Genomic DNA, 15761 nt, shown 5'->3' on the forward strand with positions numbered 1-15761 from the left:
AGAGCTGATTAGATAAAAGGAAGAAGGGGTGAGGAACAGGACGTTCCGAAAGCTCTATTGAGCCATGGACGGCGAATTAGAGCGGTACCCTTCTTCCTTTTAGATAGAAGCCAAAAATTAGACGGAGACTTTGTTAGAATGTTTAATTACCACAGTCTTTTTAAAATGACTTTGTCTACAAACTAAGGCTTTATTGCAAAAACAATAAAAGCCCTAATTTTTACTTTCTAATTTTTCAATAATTAAATCTATATGTTCCTTTATTTCCTGCAAAGTCAGGCGATAATCGTCTAATGTCCCGCCAAAGGGATCTGCTACATCTAGTTCTTCAACTATTTTATATAACTTTTGTAGTTCCTCTAGTTCATTTTTAAATTTAGATTTAAGTTCTTCTAAATTTTTCTCATCACTACTTAATTCTTTACCTTGTATTATTATACTTTCTAACTCTGCAATTCTTTTAATAATACTTTCTAAATCTATTCCTTTAGCATACTCTTTTAAAGTAAATATTTTATCTTTAAATTCTGGATATTGATTTATCAGTCTGTTTTTATGCCTTAAAGTCATTGTTAAAACTAAATCAACTTCTGCTAATTTCTCTTTAGTTATTTGTTGAGATCTATGTTCCTTTAATTCTATACCCAAATCCTTTAATGCTAATACTGCGTTTTCACTGGCCGGTAAATTATCAATAGCATCAGTACCCGCTGATAAAAAATAACCTTCTTTAATTTTCTCTTTAATATAGGCTTCTGCCATTGGACTTCTACATGTGTTACCAGTACAAACAAAGAGGACTTTCAAAGTATCACTCCTTTATTGACTTAAAATACTACCATTTTTATTCCTAAAAGGATTAAAACTAATCCTCCAAAAAATTCAGACCGTTCTCCAAACCACTCACCAATAAACCAGCCAAAAGTTAACCCTATGGCAGTCATTATTCCTCCTAATAAACCAAATATCCCTACTACTAAATATAAAGGAAAACCTACTGTACCAAGGCCAAAACCTACAGTTAAGGCATCTATACTTACACTAAATGCTAAAATAATTAAGCTCCAACCGGTAAGTTTAATATTGAATACATCCTTTTTGCCTTTTCTAGTTTCATATATCATATTTATCCCTATTATAACTATTAAAAAGCTCCCTACATATTTTCCATACTCTCCTAAAGCAGTTCCTAGTAATTCCCCTAATAAAACTCCTATTAAAGGCATTACTACATGGAAGAAACCTATAAGGCAACTGATTTGGGTTATTTTGTAAAGGCAAATTTTTGTCATTCCTATACCAATTGATAAACTAAAGGCATCTGTCCCTAAAGCTAAACCCATTAGAATTACTTGTACTAATGCTAAAGAATGACTATCTGTATTGAAAGCAGGGATTTCCAGCCCTGCTGTTAAGGCAAAGTAGATAAAAAGGGTAATTAAGACTAAGGCCATTTTCATGGACTTTTTAGTTATATAGATAACCACTTTTTTCCCCATTAAATCATCCCCTTAAGTTACTTACAAAATAACTTATTCAGATGATATCAATATTATTCCCACAGGCTTTATTTAGTCTATTGGAAATTGCAATTCCTAACCCTTGAGGATGATTTATACCCCTAGATAAAATATAGTTAACTCTCAAAGTATCAAAATCCCTTAAAGATTTATATAAATTATTAGCCACGGATAACAAGTTGTTTTTACTACCCACTGGAATAATATGTAGCCTGTCAGCTTTTATTATTTTATCTATATCTTCATCAAAACATAAAACTCCAACATTTTCATAATTTTTTAACAGTTGGGGGATTCTTTTGTTAATTTCCTCTATTACGTTATTATCTTCTCCTAAAATTATTTTCATAGGAGCTTGTGGTTGATAATGTCGATATTTTACTCCTGGCGATAAAATCCTACCTTTTTGAATATCTGTATATTCTTCCACTTCAACTACTTCCCTTAATTCTTCATAAGTTATAGAACCTGGCCTTAAAATTTTAGCTTTACCCTTAGATAAATCTAAAACAGTCGATTCTATCCCTATGGTGGTATTTCCTCCTTGAAAAATATAATCAACTTTTCCGTATAAATCTTCTATAACATGCTCATGATTAGTAGGGCTAGGTCTCCCTGAAGTATTGGCGGAAGGGGCAGCTACAGGCAAATCAGCTTCTTTAATAAGTTCTAATGCTAAAGGATGTCCTGGCATCCTTAAAGCTACTGTGTCTAACCCCCCTAATGTTACTTCTGGAATTACATTTTTTTTAGCTTGTAAAATCACTGTTAGAGGCCCTGGCCAAAAATTCTCCACTAAGAGGTAAAATTCTTTAGGAATATTAACTGCCAACCTTTCCACCCAAGATAAATTACCTAGATGTAAAATTAAAGGATTATCGGCAGGTCTTCCCTTAGCCAAATAAATTTTCTGTACTGCTTCCTTATCCAAACCATTAGCCCCTAATCCATAAACGGTTTCAGTAGGGAAAACCACCGTTTTCCCTTGTTTTATCGCTTCAGCAGCAATCTTTATATCTTGTTTATTTGTATTTAACAGCTGTGTTTTAACCATTTTTTATCCTCTTTTTCCTTTTGATATTAGTAATATATAAAAGGAAGCAGTTAACGGAATTGTTAATATTAAACCTAAACTACCTACTATAGACCGAACTACCTCTGTTGCAATTAAATCCATATTTATAATACGATCATAGGAAGTTTCGTAAGCCCTAAAAATTAGTAAAAGGGGAAGGGAACTTCCAGTATATGCCAAAATCAATGTGTTAACCATAGTCCCCATAATATCTCTACCTACATTCATCCCTGCTTTTAATAAAGCAACTGGTTTTATTTCTGGTAAAGAATTTTGTATTTCAGCCATTGATGATGCCACAGACATTCCTACATCTAGCACCGCTCCTAAAGTTCCGATAATTATCCCTGCAAAAAGGAGGCCTTGAATATCAATTTTAATTGCTTCGTCAATAAAGGAAAGCATTTGAGCTTCTTCTGAACTAAAGCCTGTTAAATGGGCTACTTTGCCAAAAATTACAGCTAATGCTCCCGCTACAATTAAACCACCAATTACTCCAAAGGTGGCAGCAAGACTTTTATTGTTTACTCCTCCAATTATAAATAAAGTTAAAACTGCTATTAAACTAGAAAATGAAATGGCTAAGATCAATGGGTTATAGCCTTTCAAGATTAAAGGCAATAAACCTAAAATAATTACTATTCCCATTATCGTTAAGGTTATCAATGCTTTAAAACCTTTCAATCCACCAATTAGCAACAAAACTACGACAAAAATCCCTACAAGGATATATATATAGTAATCCCTTGCATAACTTTGTATTCCAATATTGATTATTTCATCTCCTGATAATTCGGCATACAAAAGAACCCTTTGTCCGACTCTAAGATCAAGGTCGTATAAAGGATGGCCCATTTTAACATTCTCTAATTCAAACTCTTTACCATAAAATTTTCCCTTAGATGTAATTCTAACACGGAAATCTTGTCTTCCTAAATAAAATTGGTGTTCTGTATCTTCTTCATAGGGTCCAACATAGGTTATTATACCTCTCAAGACTGTATATGGGGGTATTTGGTTGTCGGTATCATATAAATTTATATCTTGATCATTAGAATTTGCCCATACCCCTGCACTAAGAAAAAGGAGAAATATCATACATAGGGTGGACATTACAATTTTCTTCATACTTATTCCTACCCTTCTACACAGTTTTGACATATTCCATAAAATTTTAAATGGTGACCTGTTATTTTAAATTGATATTGTTTTTCTATTTTTTCTTCTAATTGGTCAAGTAAGTCTTCCGCTACTTCAAATACTTCATTACACTTACTGCAAATTAGGTGATGATGATGATGGTCCTCTTCCTTTAATTCATAGCGACTTCTACCATCACCAAAATTCAATTTATGTATTATATCTAATTCTTCAAAAAGTTCTAAAGCTCTATAAATGGTGGCTAAGCCTATATCACCCTTTTCACCTTTAATTATTTCATAAATCTCTTCAGCACTCATATGTTTATCTGTATTTTCCAATAAAATTTCCAATATTCTAGCCCTTTGATTAGTAACTTTGTACCCAGTATTTGCCAATATTTCTCTAGCTTGTTTTGAACTATCACCCATATTTTTTTCCTCCTTTCTTTTTAAATTATAGTTTACCCATTTTACACTGTCAAATTATTACTAAAAAAATATGGTTTATTGTGTTATACAATAAACCATAGGAACTCAAAACAAATTAAAGACAAGTTTATAATTACATTTCACCCAAAACTACCTGAGCTAAGTTTACAGCATGATCCCCAATTCTTTCAAAGTTACTAATAATATCCAAGAAAACTACCCCTGCAGTGGGATGACATAACCCTAAGTTAAGCCTTTCGATGTGTTTATTCCTTAGCTTTTTCTCAAGTTCATCTACAATGTCATCTTCTTCTACAACTTGCCTTGCCAGTTCTAAATTGTTCTCTTTAAGGGCAGTGATAGCTTTATTTGTCATTTTCAATACTGCTTCATACATTTCTCTAATTTCTTCTCTAGCTTTATCAGAAAAAGGAACTTCATTTTCAATTTTAGCTATACATAAATCTGCAATATTTTCACTATGGTCCCCAATTCTTTCAATATCATTAACAGCGTGGAGAAGCATAGTAAGCCTTTCTGAATCCTTACCTGTTAATCCTTTGTTAGATAGTTCAGCCAGGTAAGTTGCTATCTCTTTTTCCAGCTCATCTATTACCTCTTCCCTTTGAGCTACATCCTTTCTGATATCGACCCGATTTTCAAAAAGAATATTTATGGCATCTGTAATCATTTTATTAGAAATTTCCGCCATCCTTACTACTTCTTTTTCAGCAGCTCCTAAGGCAATTGAAGGGGTTTTTAACATTCTTCTATCAATAAATTTTACTCCCCGTTCAATTATTAACTCTTCCCCAGGAACTAATTTTTTAATTAAATTGACAAACTGATTTATAAATGGGAAAAAGATAACGGTGTTAGTTATATTAAATAAAGTATGGGCATTAGCAACTTGTCTAGCCACTAATTCTGCTTCTGTTTTCATAGTTGGTGTTATCAAAACTACCAAATCTGTAAAAGGTTTTAAAATAATGAAAAAGATAACAACACCTATAACATTAAAAACAACATGGGAAACCGCTGCCCTTCTAGCAGTTAAATTAGTTCCAATACTAGCTAACATCGCTGTTACACATGTACCGATATTTGAGCCTAAAATTAAAGCTAAAGCTGAATCTAATGTTAAAACCCCTTCTAAAGTCATAGCAACTACCACACCGGTAGCGGCACTACTTGATTGGACTGCCATTGTAAACAATGCCCCTGCTATAACACCTAAAATAGGGATTTGACCGAAATTGGCGATAAAAGCCATAAATCCCGGTGCAGTTCTTAAAACCCTTAGAGATGCAGACATTGTATTCATTCCTAAAAACAATACTCCAAAACCTAAAATCGCTTGTCCTAAGTATTTGTAAAAACGCTTTTTAGTAAAGAAAGAAAGAACTACTCCTACAGCTATTGCAGGAAGGGCTAACTCTGTAAAACCTTTGAAGGAAACTAACTGGGCAGTAATAGTTGTACCAATATTAGCACCAAAAATTGTTCCTACAGCTTGTGTCAAAGTCATTAAACCGGCATTAACAAAACCTACAATCATTACAGTAGTTGTACTACTACTTTGGACTAATACCGTAACTATTATCCCCGTGATAACAGCCATAAATCTATTAGTGGTTAAAATTTCAAGGATTCTTCTCAACTTATCCCCAGCAGCTTTTTGTAATCCTTCTGCCATCAACTGCATTCCAAAGATAAACAATCCCAAACCACCAAATGCACCAAACAATAGTGGCTTTAAATCAATACCTTCCATTAGTAAATTTTCCTCCATTTCTAATTTAAGTTGCTTCATCTATATCCTATCATATGTTAATAAAATCTCAAAGATATTATTTCTAAAATATGGAAAATATATGTTAAGATTTTGTTACATTTGATAGTCATAAATATGATACTGTATTTTGCCTGTCAAAATTGATTCTACTGTAGTTATATCCTCTTCTTTTATTTTTAATCCTAAATTACAATCTTTCCTTAAATGTCTGGGAACAGGAATAGGGTCTATTGTTATACCATTACTTAACAATAAATCTTCTGCCATTAAAGAATCGTGGTTAGATTCAAATGCCAATAGTTTATATTTCATATTATAACCCTCCTCCCCTTTATTTTATCCTTTTTTATATAAAAACAAAAGAGATAGCTAAAGCTATCTCTCCAGATCGTAAATACCTTCATACTCCACATGGTTTTCTTCTAAAACTTCTATAATTCTATCTTTATCTTTAAGTTTTCCTTCAATACCTAATCCACAATCTGAACTGATATGTCTTGGTATCGGTCGAATTTTAATTTCCAAACCAGCATTTATTAGTACTGTTTCTGCTTTTAAACTATCGTAGGTTGTATGAAAGGTTATAATTATTCCCATTTTTAACTCCCAACTTTAAAAGTATATTCTGCTCCTTCTTCCACTAATTCATATTTTACACCCTTTGTGTTACAAAATCTAGATATATTTTCTTTAGCAACATTAGAATCTACTGTTAACTGAAATGCTCCTCCTAAATCTAGTTCCCTTTTAAACATTAGCAAAGGTTCGGGACAAGCTAAACCCCTAGCGTCCAACTTTCGCATCTGTAGCCCTCCTTACAAAAATAGTTTTTGAATGAGCTAATACAATTATTCCGATAAAAATAAACCCAATAATAACTGCTACTTTTCCATTTACCCCTACTCCTTGTGGGGAAGCAGCTAACCCAAAATTATGGGCAAAGGCAGCTCCAGCCATCATACCAAAAACTGTTATCGCCGAATCAATATTACCTTCTCCTGCTAATATAATTTGCCTTAATGGACAACCTCCCAATAATACAGAACCTAAACCTACTAAAGCCATTCCTAAAAAGTTCCATAGATGATCAGTATGGGCGATTGGTTGGTTAGCAAAACCTAAATTAAATGAACCAAGGGCTAAATTGGTTAATAATGCTGCTACAAAAACAGCAATATAGCCTTTGAGCATATAAAAATCTTTAATTAAAATAACATCTCTAATACCGCCAGCCATACAAAGCCTTGTCCTTTGTCCTATAGCTCCAACCAGAAGCCCTGCTGTCAGTGCGATAGCTATAGGAGCAGTAAAGGAACCTGGACCTTCAGCACTAAAGAAAATAAAAGCTGGTTTTGTTAAAAGAAAAATGAGTAGTATGATCATGAAAGTAGGCATGATAAACCCATTAGAAAGATTTTGCTCTGGTGCTTTCCCCAAAGAAAAGCCAGTTTTTAAAGCCTGTACTCCTAAATAAATACCAAAGGTAAAGCCAAATAATCCGGTTAAAGCATTTAAATCTCCGTTTGCTAATCTCAAAATCATCCTAAAAGGACAACCTAAGAAAACAAGTGCTCCTATCATTACAAAAAATCCTAAGATAAAGCGAAGTAAAGGTGATGAACCTCCTCTAACTTTAAACTCTCTAAAAAAGAGGGATATAAAAAATGAACCAAATAAAAAGCCAATAACTTCTGGTCGAATATACTGTACCAAAGCTGCTCTGTGTAACCCTAAAGCGCCACTTATGTCTCTCACAAAACAAGCTACACAAACCCCCATATTTTTGGGATTTCCTAATTTTACTAAATAAGATCCTAGAAAACCTACAATAAGTCCACCTACAATAAGATAAATTAGATGAGAATACTTTTTCAACTGGAACCCTCCTTGTTATCTTTTTCACTTAATTATATTCTATATCAATAAATAATATCCTTTTATGATATTATAATATTTTCTTATAGTATAAAGTAGAAAAAAAATAAGACCTGTCCTTTCGAACAAGCCTTACTTTTACCTTAATTGATTTTATAGGTTATGTTTCTTCTTGTAATCTTCAATCGCCGCTTTTAATGCATCGGCAGCTAAGTTAGAACAGTGCATTTTAGCAGGAGGTAGTCCCCCTAATTCTTCTGCTACCATTTTATTAGTAAGTTTTAATGCTTCATCTAGTGTTTTCCCTTTAGCCATTTCTGTAACAGCACTGCTAGTTGCTATAGCAGCACCACAGCCAAAGGTTTGGAATTTAATGTCTTGAATAATTCCATTTTCAACTTTTAGATATATTTTCATTATATCTCCACATTTGGCATTACCTACTTCACCAACACCATCAGCATTTTCCAATTCCCCAACATTTCTAGGATTTCTAAAATGATCCATTACTTTTTCAGTGTACATGAACACTCGCTCCTCTCTATTTCCCTTTGTGAATCATTTCTAGAAAGAGGTGACATCTTCCTTAATCTCTCTACCACCTCTGGTATAACTTTTAAGCAATAATCAATATCTTCTTCTGTAGTGTCTTTTCCAAGGGTCAATCTCAATGAACCATGGGCTGTTTGATGGGATAGGCCCATTGCTAATAAAACATGGGATGGATCTAATGATCCTGAAGTACAAGCAGAACCACTAGATGCAGCAATTCCTTCCATATCTAAACTCAGCAAAAGGGCTTCTCCTTCAATGTATTCAATAGATACATTGACATTACCTGGTAGCCTGTTAGTACGGTGACCATTTAATTTAACATCTTCTATTTTTAATAAACCATCAATCAATTTATCCCTTAACCTTGCTATTTCTTTATTTTTCTCAAATGTTTCAATACAAATTTTGGCAGCTTCTCCAAAACCGATTATTCCAGGTACATTTTCAGTTCCTGGACGAATTTTTCTTTCTTGACCACCACCGTAACTTATTCCTTTAATTTTAGTTCCTTTTCTTACATACAGAGCCCCTACTCCTTTGGGTCCATAAATTTTATGGGCTGATATTGTCAATAAATCTACTCCTAATTCTTGGACATCTACTGGTATATTTCCAAAGGTTTGAACTGCATCTGTATGTACATAAATTCCTTTTTCTTTAGCAATTTTTACAACTTCTTTAATGGGTTGTATAGTTCCTACTTCATTATTGGCATGCATAATAGTTATTAAAATAGTATCATCACGGACAGCTGATTTTAAGAATTCCAAGTCAATAAGTCCATCTGAATCTACAGGAACTTTGGTAAGTTCAAAGCCTTCTTTCTCTAAACTTTCACAGGCATCTAACACTGCATGATGTTCTATTACAGAAGTTATTATATGTTTACCTTTATCTTTCAAGGCCTTTGCTACCCCAAAAATCGCTAGGTTATCAGCCTCTGTTCCACCAGAGGTAAAGAAGATCTCTTCAGGAAACTGGGCATTTATCCCTTTTGCCACCTTTTCTCTAGCTTTATCTATTTCAATAGCAACTTCTCTCCCAAATTGATGTATACTAGAAGGGTTGCCGTATAATTCTTTAAAAAATGGTAACATTTTTTCTAAAACTTGGGGATGCACTGGAGTTGTAGCGGCATGATCAAGATATACTCTTCTCATTATAAATTCCTCCTCTTAGGATTTTACTATTTTATATCTTTGACAATATCGTCGAATTTTATTTCATCTAAAACCTTGGCCATAGAATCCCTTAATTTAGCCCAAACAAATTTTGTAATACAATTATCTTCCTTTGTACAACATCCTTCACCTGTGCTATTCTCAATAACACATTCCACTGGTCCTATTGGACCTTCTAGAACCCTAATGGCATCTCCCACTGTAAGTTCTTTAGGATCTTTGGCTAAAACATAGCCTCCTTTAGGGCCTCTGATACTTTCAATTATCCCTGCTTTTTTTAATTCTCTAAAAATCTGTTCTAAATATAGATCCGGCAGGTGTTCCCTTTGGGCAATCTCTTTTAATGTTAAAGGTCCTTGTTTATAATTATGGGCCAATACCGCTAAGGCTCTAACTCCATACTCACCTTTAGTAGTCAACCTCATTTTAAGCCCCCTATCTCTACTAAATTACTCGGGATTAGCTATTAAAAAATACCCGAGTTACTTACTCGAGTATATTATATTAGATTTTCTCTCTTTTGTCAAAGAGTTTAGATAATACTTAACTAAAAATTTTTTTGATAAACTCTATTATTTTTTTTAGCAAATTTAGAATAAAATATTCATATTCTACCTCAACATCTTCTATTTCCCCTGAAGGCTCTGCAAATACCCCTTTTTCCTCTATTTCTCCTACAAGACAAAGGGGAGGGAACATAACACACCACCAATTATCCCCTTTACCTTCTCCTAAAATAATTTTTAAAGCTTTATATTGACCTTTGGGATATACGGTATCTAAATATAATCTTGTAGGAAAGTCGAAATTGCCAAGTTCTCCATGGGCACCATAGGCCAGTCCATTTTCTATCAGCACATTACCAGCTAAATCTTCAATATCTTGTAAATTATTTCCTATAAATTTTTCTATTTCCTTGATTCCTTTAAGATTCTTCAGTTCCTGACTATATTCCTTTAACACTCTATCCCTAACTAAATATTTGACAAATTGATCTTTAGGATTATTACTATTAGCTATTATATGAATCCTTAGTATTTCTTCTCCCTTTAATGCAACTTTACCAGAAAAATAAGTTAATATGCTTAGTAAAGATAAAAAACATACTATTTTCCATTTCCCCACTTTAACTCCCCCTCTACCTAATGTAGTTTTTAATAAAATCTAGTGCCACTTTTTCCAATCTAGAAACTTGAGCTTGAGATATCCCTATTTCCTTTGCCACTTCTACTTGAGTTTTCCCGGCAAAAAACCTCTTAAATAATATTTCCTTTTCCCTTGGGGATAACTTTTCTAAAGCTTCTTTTAACAAAATAGTTTGTAACCAACTTTCATCACAATCGTTATCCTTTACCTGCTCTTCTATATAAACAGGATCTTGGTTATCATTAAAAACTGGTTCGTTTAAGGAAATAGGTTCATAGTTGGCATCTAAAGCAAAAACTATTTCTTCTTCAGGTAGATCCAAGTGGGCGGCTAATTCTTTGATAGTAGGTTCCCTCCCTAATTCCTTTGCTAGCTTTTCCCTTTGTTGTAAAGCTTTATGGGCGATTTTCCTTACTGATCTACTTACTCTAATACTGTTATTATCCCTTAAATATCTCCTTATTTCACCCATTATCATAGGTACAGCATAGGTAGAAAACTTTACTCCAAGGTCTGGATTAAAGTTGTCAACAGCTTTTAAAAGACCAATACACCCAATTTGGAATAAATCATCTAAATTTTCCCCTCTATTTTTAAACCCTTTTAAAACACTGAGTACTAATCTGAGATTTCCCTTTACTATTAATTCCCGAGCCCCTTTATCTCCTTCTAACATTTTCCTAAACAACATGTCCATCTTTTTACTAGAGATTACCGGCAAATTATATGTATCCACTCCACTTACAGTTACTTTGAAATTTTGTTGCATAAAAAATCCCCCTCTTACCAATCTTTTCTAGTTCTGTCACTAACTATTATTGACTGGTAAGAGGAGGTTTTAAACATGAATTTTAAAAATTTTCTTCCAGAAAATTTTCTCCTACAGCTACCCGCTGACGGCCAGCTAGGTCTTTTAAGATATATACTTTTTGAAAGCCCCCTTTTTGTAGAAGCTCCATTGCTCCTTGACCTTGATTATAAGCTATTTCTATAGCCAACGCCCCTCCTTTTTTGAGGGTACCTGGTAATTCCTTTACTAATTCCTGATATATTTCAAGACCTGATTCACCACCAATTAGTGCAGTGTAAGGCTCAAACTCTTTTACTTCCCTTTGCAATGTTTGATATTCCCTTTCCGGAATATATGGAAGATTGGAGACTACTAAATCAACTTCTATATTTTCTTTCTTTAAGGGTTCCAATAGATTTCCATGGAAAAACTTAATTTTATCAGCTACTTCTAATCTTTCGCTATTTAATTTAGCTACTTCTAGACTATCTATTGATAAATCAACAGCATAAATTTTTTTACCTGTATATTTAGCTAAAGAAATACCTATAGCTCCACTCCCTGTTCCTACATCCACTGTTTTGAAATCAGAAATTTTGTTTAGCTCCATATAACTTATAGCCCATTCTACTAAAATTTCTGTATCAGGTCTAGGAATAAGAACCCTTTGATCTACATAGAAATCTAAACCCATAAACCCCTTTTCCTTTACTATATATGCATAAGGGTACCCTTGCCCCCGCTTTTCAACCCATCCCATATAATCTTTTAACTGTTTTTCTGTAAGGGATTGATTTTCCTGTAATGTCAATTTAACTAAAGGAATATTTAATAACTTCTTCAACAATAATTGACTTTCAAAATATGGGTTTTCGATTCCTTGTTTTTTTAGATAGGAAGAAGCCCAAATAAGGGCTTCTTTAATATTTCTAATCATATTATTCAACCTTCTTCAATTTTTCAAGTTGATCTGCAGTAATTAAAGCATCAATTATTTCATCAAGTTCCCCTGCTAAAATTGTATCTAATTTGTGCAAGGTTAAACCGATTCGGTGGTCAGTTACTCTACTTTGAGGGAAATTATATGTCCTTATCCTTTCACTACGATCACCGGTTCCAACTTGGCTTTTACGGTTTTCAGCCATTTCTGCCCGTCTTTCTTCTTCATACTTTTCCATAAGTCTCGCCCTTAATACCCTCATAGCCTTTTCCCTATTTTTAAGCTGAGATTTTTCATCTTGTATAGATACTACAATACCTGTGGGTAAATGGGTAATTCTCACCGCTGATTGAGTAGTGTTAACACTTTGTCCTCCAGGACCAGAAGAACAGAAGGTATCTATTCTTAAATCATTTTGGTTGATCTCAACTTCCACTTCCTCTGCCTCTGGTAGTACCGCTACAGTTATTGTAGAGGTATGGATTCTACCACCAGATTCTGTAGTAGGGATCCTTTGTACCCTGTGAACTCCACTTTCATATTTTAAGCGACTGTAAGCACCTTCACCTTCAATTAGGAAAATTATTTCTTTAATACCCCCTATATCAGTATAGTGGGCATCCATAATTTCAACTCTCCAGCCTTTGGTTTCCGCATAACGGGTATACATTTTAAAGATATCTGCAGCAAATAAAGCTGCTTCATCTCCTCCAGCACTACCCCTGATTTCCATAATAACGTTCTTAGAATCGTTAGGATCCTTAGGTAATAATAAAATTTTCAATCTTTCTTCAAGTTCTTCTTTTTTATCCTCTAATTCTGGTAATTCTTCTTTTGCCAGTTCCACCAACTCTAGATCTATTTTGTTGTATAAAATATCTTTCATTTCTTGATATGATTCAACTACTTTTTTATACTCCCTATATGTGTTAACAATAGGTGTTAAATCGGCATGTTCTTTAGTGTATTTTCTCCATTGCTGCTGGTTATTTGTTATAATTTCTGGGTCTGCTATCAGTCTTTCTAATTCTTCATATTTCTCTTCAATACTTTTAAGTTTATCTAACATCATATTTTTACACCTCTGCTTCGTTAGCAATTTCATCTATATTATATAAATTAGGTTTTTCTCTGTCAATTACACTATCATCTTCAAGAAGGGCTTTTATTGCAGCTATAGCCACTTCAACTTGAGCAGGATCCGGGTTTTTTGTCGTTAATTTTTGGAGCATAAGCCCCGGAAACATGACAATATTTAAAATAGAATTATTATATTTCCCCGTCAATTTAGTAACCTCATAAGCCAAGCCAGCAATCAAAGGAATTAGTACAATCCTTAATAATACCCTAGGAATAAGAGCCATCCAAGGTAATAGGGAAAATATTAAAATACTTATTACCATAACTATCAGTAAAAAAGATGTCCCACATCTTTTATGAAGGGGTGAGTATTTCATAGCATTTTCTACAGTTAGTTCTTCCCCCTGCTCATGACAATGAACCACCATGTGTTCTGCACCATGGTATTGAAATACCCTATGGATTTCTTTAACCTTTGATACGAAAAATATATAAGTTAAAAATATACCTAAGCGAATTAATCCTTCAATGAGATTTTTAAAACCTAAATTATATGGGGTAACTTTTTCTAAAAAACCGGTAATTAAAGTTGGTAAAACAAAAAATAAACCTATGGCAGTTATAACTGCTAAAAATACTGCAGAAAATATTTCTTTTTTACTTAAATTTTCCCCTTCTTCCCCTTCACTTAAATTAGCAGATTTAGTAAGCATTTCCACTCCTACTGATAAAGCCTCTATTAAATTAAGACTCCCTCTAATAACAGGCCAAGAAGATATTCTTTTTTCCTTTTTTAAGCCTAGATTTTTTTTCTCAACATAGATGGTTCCATCAGGTTTTCTTACCGCCAATGTAACTTTATTCTGTAAACGAAACATTACACCTTCTAAAACTGCTTGACCCCCTACCGCTAAACTAGTTTTCTCTTTCAACCTTATCACCCCTTATTTTGGGACTATATGACATCTCCGGCATCTTGCTTCATATGATTCAGTTGCCCCAATTAAAATTACTGGATCATTAGCTTTAGCTGGTTTTCCTTCAATTAACCTCTGGGTTCTGCTGGCCGGATTACCACAAACTACACAAATTGCTTGAAGTTTATCGACATATTCTGAGATAGCCATTAAAGTATGAATGGAACCAAAGGGCATTCCCCTAAAATCTGTATCTAAACCTGCAACTATCACCCTTTTACCCATATTAGCTAATTTTGTACAAACATCTACTATTTTTTCATCTAAAAACTGTGCTTCATCTATAGCTACTACATCGATACTTTCTGTGACATATTGAAGTATTTCCTCAGCTTTACAAATATTAATAGCATTTATTTGATCTCCATTATGGGAGACTACACTATTGACACAATATCTATTATCTATTTCTGGTTTAAATACCAATGTTTTTTTCTTTCCATACCTAGCTCTTTTTACTCTACGGATTAACTCTTCACTTTTCCCAGAAAACATACTACCAGTTATTACTTCAATCCAACCCATATCTTTAATAATATGCATCTTCTTCTCTCCCCCTAAAAACCTTTTAAAGATAAAATTCGACAAAACTATGGATAACCCTGCTATTTTTTAATTTTAAAATTAGATGCAGAGCCCCAAAGGAGACTCTGCATCTAATAAGTTTAAAACTACATGCCGTATTTACGACGGAATTTATCAACACGGCCACCAGCATCAACAAATTTTTGTTTTCCTGTGTAAAATGGATGACATTTTGAGCAAATTTCTACTCTGACTTCTTCTTTAGTTGAACGGGTTTCAATTACTTCACCACAGGCACAAGTAATTGTAGTTTTTTTGTATTCTGGATGAATGGCTTGTTTCATATCAGATTCACCTCTTTCAGCATTTCTTGGCAATGCTATAATTGTAGCAAATTAGCGTAAATTAGTCAAGAAACTTTCCTCTACTTGATAGTGTCAACTTTTTATAGGATATTTATAAATTGATGACCACTCTATTTTGGTTTATAAATTAAATGTTCCATTATGCATATCTTTCAAACATTTAAACATTGGTATGACTTTACCTTTGCTTAATATAGGTACATTATTTAATAGTTCACGTGCCTTGGTATAGGTATTTTTGATCTTTAGGACAATATTTTTTTCCAGGCTATAGCTTTTCTTTGCTTCTGATTTTAAATGTTTAAGTGTAATTTTGCCACCACTACTTAAATATGCTCGTAACTCAGCCATTGCCCGCAGTCCTTC

The 15761-nt window shown here is 33.5% G+C and carries 21 protein-coding genes; all 21 read right to left on the reverse strand.

Going from position 1 to position 15761, the window contains the following annotated elements; genetic code table 11:
* Window positions 1-213 precede the first annotated feature (213 nt).
* Window positions 214-807: a low molecular weight protein arginine phosphatase gene (locus BMX60_RS09155; protein WP_091351182.1), complete on the reverse strand. Its 594-nt coding sequence runs from the start codon at window positions 805-807 to the stop codon at window positions 214-216.
* A 20-nt stretch (window positions 808-827) separates the two neighbouring features.
* A complete protein-coding gene (locus BMX60_RS09160) occupies window positions 828-1499 on the reverse strand; it encodes a manganese efflux pump MntP (RefSeq protein WP_091351183.1) in 672 nt (223 codons plus the stop codon).
* Between the two features lie 37 nt (window positions 1500-1536).
* Window positions 1537-2574, reverse strand: coding sequence for an L-threonylcarbamoyladenylate synthase (locus tag BMX60_RS09165; protein ID WP_091351184.1), 1038 nt, complete (start codon window positions 2572-2574; stop codon window positions 1537-1539).
* Window positions 2575-2577: 3 nt separating this feature from the next.
* Window positions 2578-3723, reverse strand: a complete 1146-nt coding sequence (locus tag BMX60_RS09170; RefSeq protein WP_177159760.1) for a YibE/F family protein — start codon at window positions 3721-3723, stop codon at window positions 2578-2580.
* A gap of 8 nt (window positions 3724-3731) precedes the next feature.
* The gene (locus BMX60_RS09175) at window positions 3732-4166 is read right to left on the reverse strand and encodes a Fur family transcriptional regulator (RefSeq protein WP_091351186.1); all 435 of its coding nucleotides are present in this window, start codon (window positions 4164-4166) and stop codon (window positions 3732-3734) included.
* Window positions 4167-4299: 133 nt separating this feature from the next.
* Window positions 4300-5940 carry a Na/Pi cotransporter family protein gene (locus tag BMX60_RS09180; protein WP_091351187.1) on the reverse strand — a complete coding sequence of 547 codons (1641 nt, stop codon included), beginning with the start codon at window positions 5938-5940 and terminating at the stop codon, window positions 4300-4302.
* 114 nt (window positions 5941-6054) lie between these two features.
* Window positions 6055-6273: a putative Se/S carrier protein gene (locus BMX60_RS09185; protein ID WP_091351188.1), complete on the reverse strand. Its 219-nt coding sequence runs from the start codon at window positions 6271-6273 to the stop codon at window positions 6055-6057.
* A 63-nt stretch (window positions 6274-6336) separates the two neighbouring features.
* Window positions 6337-6558, reverse strand: a complete 222-nt coding sequence (locus BMX60_RS09190) for a putative Se/S carrier protein (RefSeq protein WP_091351189.1) — start codon at window positions 6556-6558, stop codon at window positions 6337-6339.
* Window positions 6559-6560: 2 nt separating this feature from the next.
* On the reverse strand, window positions 6561-6764 hold the full coding sequence (locus BMX60_RS09195; RefSeq protein WP_091351190.1) for a sulfurtransferase TusA family protein: 204 nt from the start codon (window positions 6762-6764) through the stop codon (window positions 6561-6563).
* Window positions 6745-7836, reverse strand: coding sequence for a YedE family putative selenium transporter (gene yedE, locus BMX60_RS09200; RefSeq protein WP_242945753.1), 1092 nt, complete (start codon window positions 7834-7836; stop codon window positions 6745-6747). The genes BMX60_RS09195 and yedE overlap by 20 nt, the downstream gene beginning before the upstream one ends.
* Before the next feature lie 153 nt (window positions 7837-7989).
* On the reverse strand, window positions 7990-8361 hold the full coding sequence (nifU, locus tag BMX60_RS09205) for a Fe-S cluster assembly scaffold protein NifU (protein ID WP_091351191.1): 372 nt from the start codon (window positions 8359-8361) through the stop codon (window positions 7990-7992).
* Window positions 8343-9551 carry a cysteine desulfurase NifS gene (nifS, locus tag BMX60_RS09210; RefSeq protein WP_091351192.1) on the reverse strand — a complete coding sequence of 403 codons (1209 nt, stop codon included), beginning with the start codon at window positions 9549-9551 and terminating at the stop codon, window positions 8343-8345. The genes nifU and nifS overlap by 19 nt, the downstream gene beginning before the upstream one ends.
* A gap of 26 nt (window positions 9552-9577) precedes the next feature.
* On the reverse strand, window positions 9578-9997 hold the full coding sequence (locus BMX60_RS09215; protein ID WP_091351193.1) for an RrF2 family transcriptional regulator: 420 nt from the start codon (window positions 9995-9997) through the stop codon (window positions 9578-9580).
* 118 nt (window positions 9998-10115) lie between these two features.
* On the reverse strand, window positions 10116-10697 hold the full coding sequence (locus tag BMX60_RS09220; protein ID WP_177159761.1) for a stage II sporulation protein R: 582 nt from the start codon (window positions 10695-10697) through the stop codon (window positions 10116-10118).
* A 13-nt stretch (window positions 10698-10710) separates the two neighbouring features.
* Window positions 10711-11487, reverse strand: coding sequence for an RNA polymerase sporulation sigma factor SigG (sigG, locus tag BMX60_RS09225; protein WP_091351195.1), 777 nt, complete (start codon window positions 11485-11487; stop codon window positions 10711-10713).
* A gap of 82 nt (window positions 11488-11569) precedes the next feature.
* Window positions 11570-12445, reverse strand: coding sequence for a peptide chain release factor N(5)-glutamine methyltransferase (gene prmC, locus BMX60_RS09230; RefSeq protein ID WP_091351196.1), 876 nt, complete (start codon window positions 12443-12445; stop codon window positions 11570-11572).
* Window position 12446: 1 nt separating this feature from the next.
* Window positions 12447-13517, reverse strand: a complete 1071-nt coding sequence (gene prfA / locus BMX60_RS09235; RefSeq protein ID WP_091351200.1) for a peptide chain release factor 1 — start codon at window positions 13515-13517, stop codon at window positions 12447-12449.
* A 7-nt stretch (window positions 13518-13524) separates the two neighbouring features.
* Entirely contained in the window at window positions 13525-14460 is a 936-nt protein-coding gene (locus tag BMX60_RS09240; protein WP_242945754.1) for a DUF1385 domain-containing protein, read from the reverse strand.
* A gap of 12 nt (window positions 14461-14472) precedes the next feature.
* Complete coding sequence (locus BMX60_RS09245; protein ID WP_091351197.1) at window positions 14473-15048, reverse strand: thymidine kinase; 576 nt, start codon at window positions 15046-15048, stop codon at window positions 14473-14475.
* Between the two features lie 128 nt (window positions 15049-15176).
* Window positions 15177-15374, reverse strand: a complete 198-nt coding sequence (gene rpmE, locus BMX60_RS09250) for a 50S ribosomal protein L31 (RefSeq protein WP_072906354.1) — start codon at window positions 15372-15374, stop codon at window positions 15177-15179.
* A 141-nt stretch (window positions 15375-15515) separates the two neighbouring features.
* Window positions 15516-15761 (reverse strand): hypothetical protein (locus BMX60_RS09255; RefSeq protein WP_423230160.1); only part of this gene is annotated, 246 nt, incomplete at its 5' end.

This window comes from Anaerobranca gottschalkii DSM 13577, assembly GCF_900111575.1.
Classification (GTDB): domain Bacteria; phylum Bacillota; class Proteinivoracia; order Proteinivoracales; family Proteinivoracaceae; genus Anaerobranca; species Anaerobranca gottschalkii.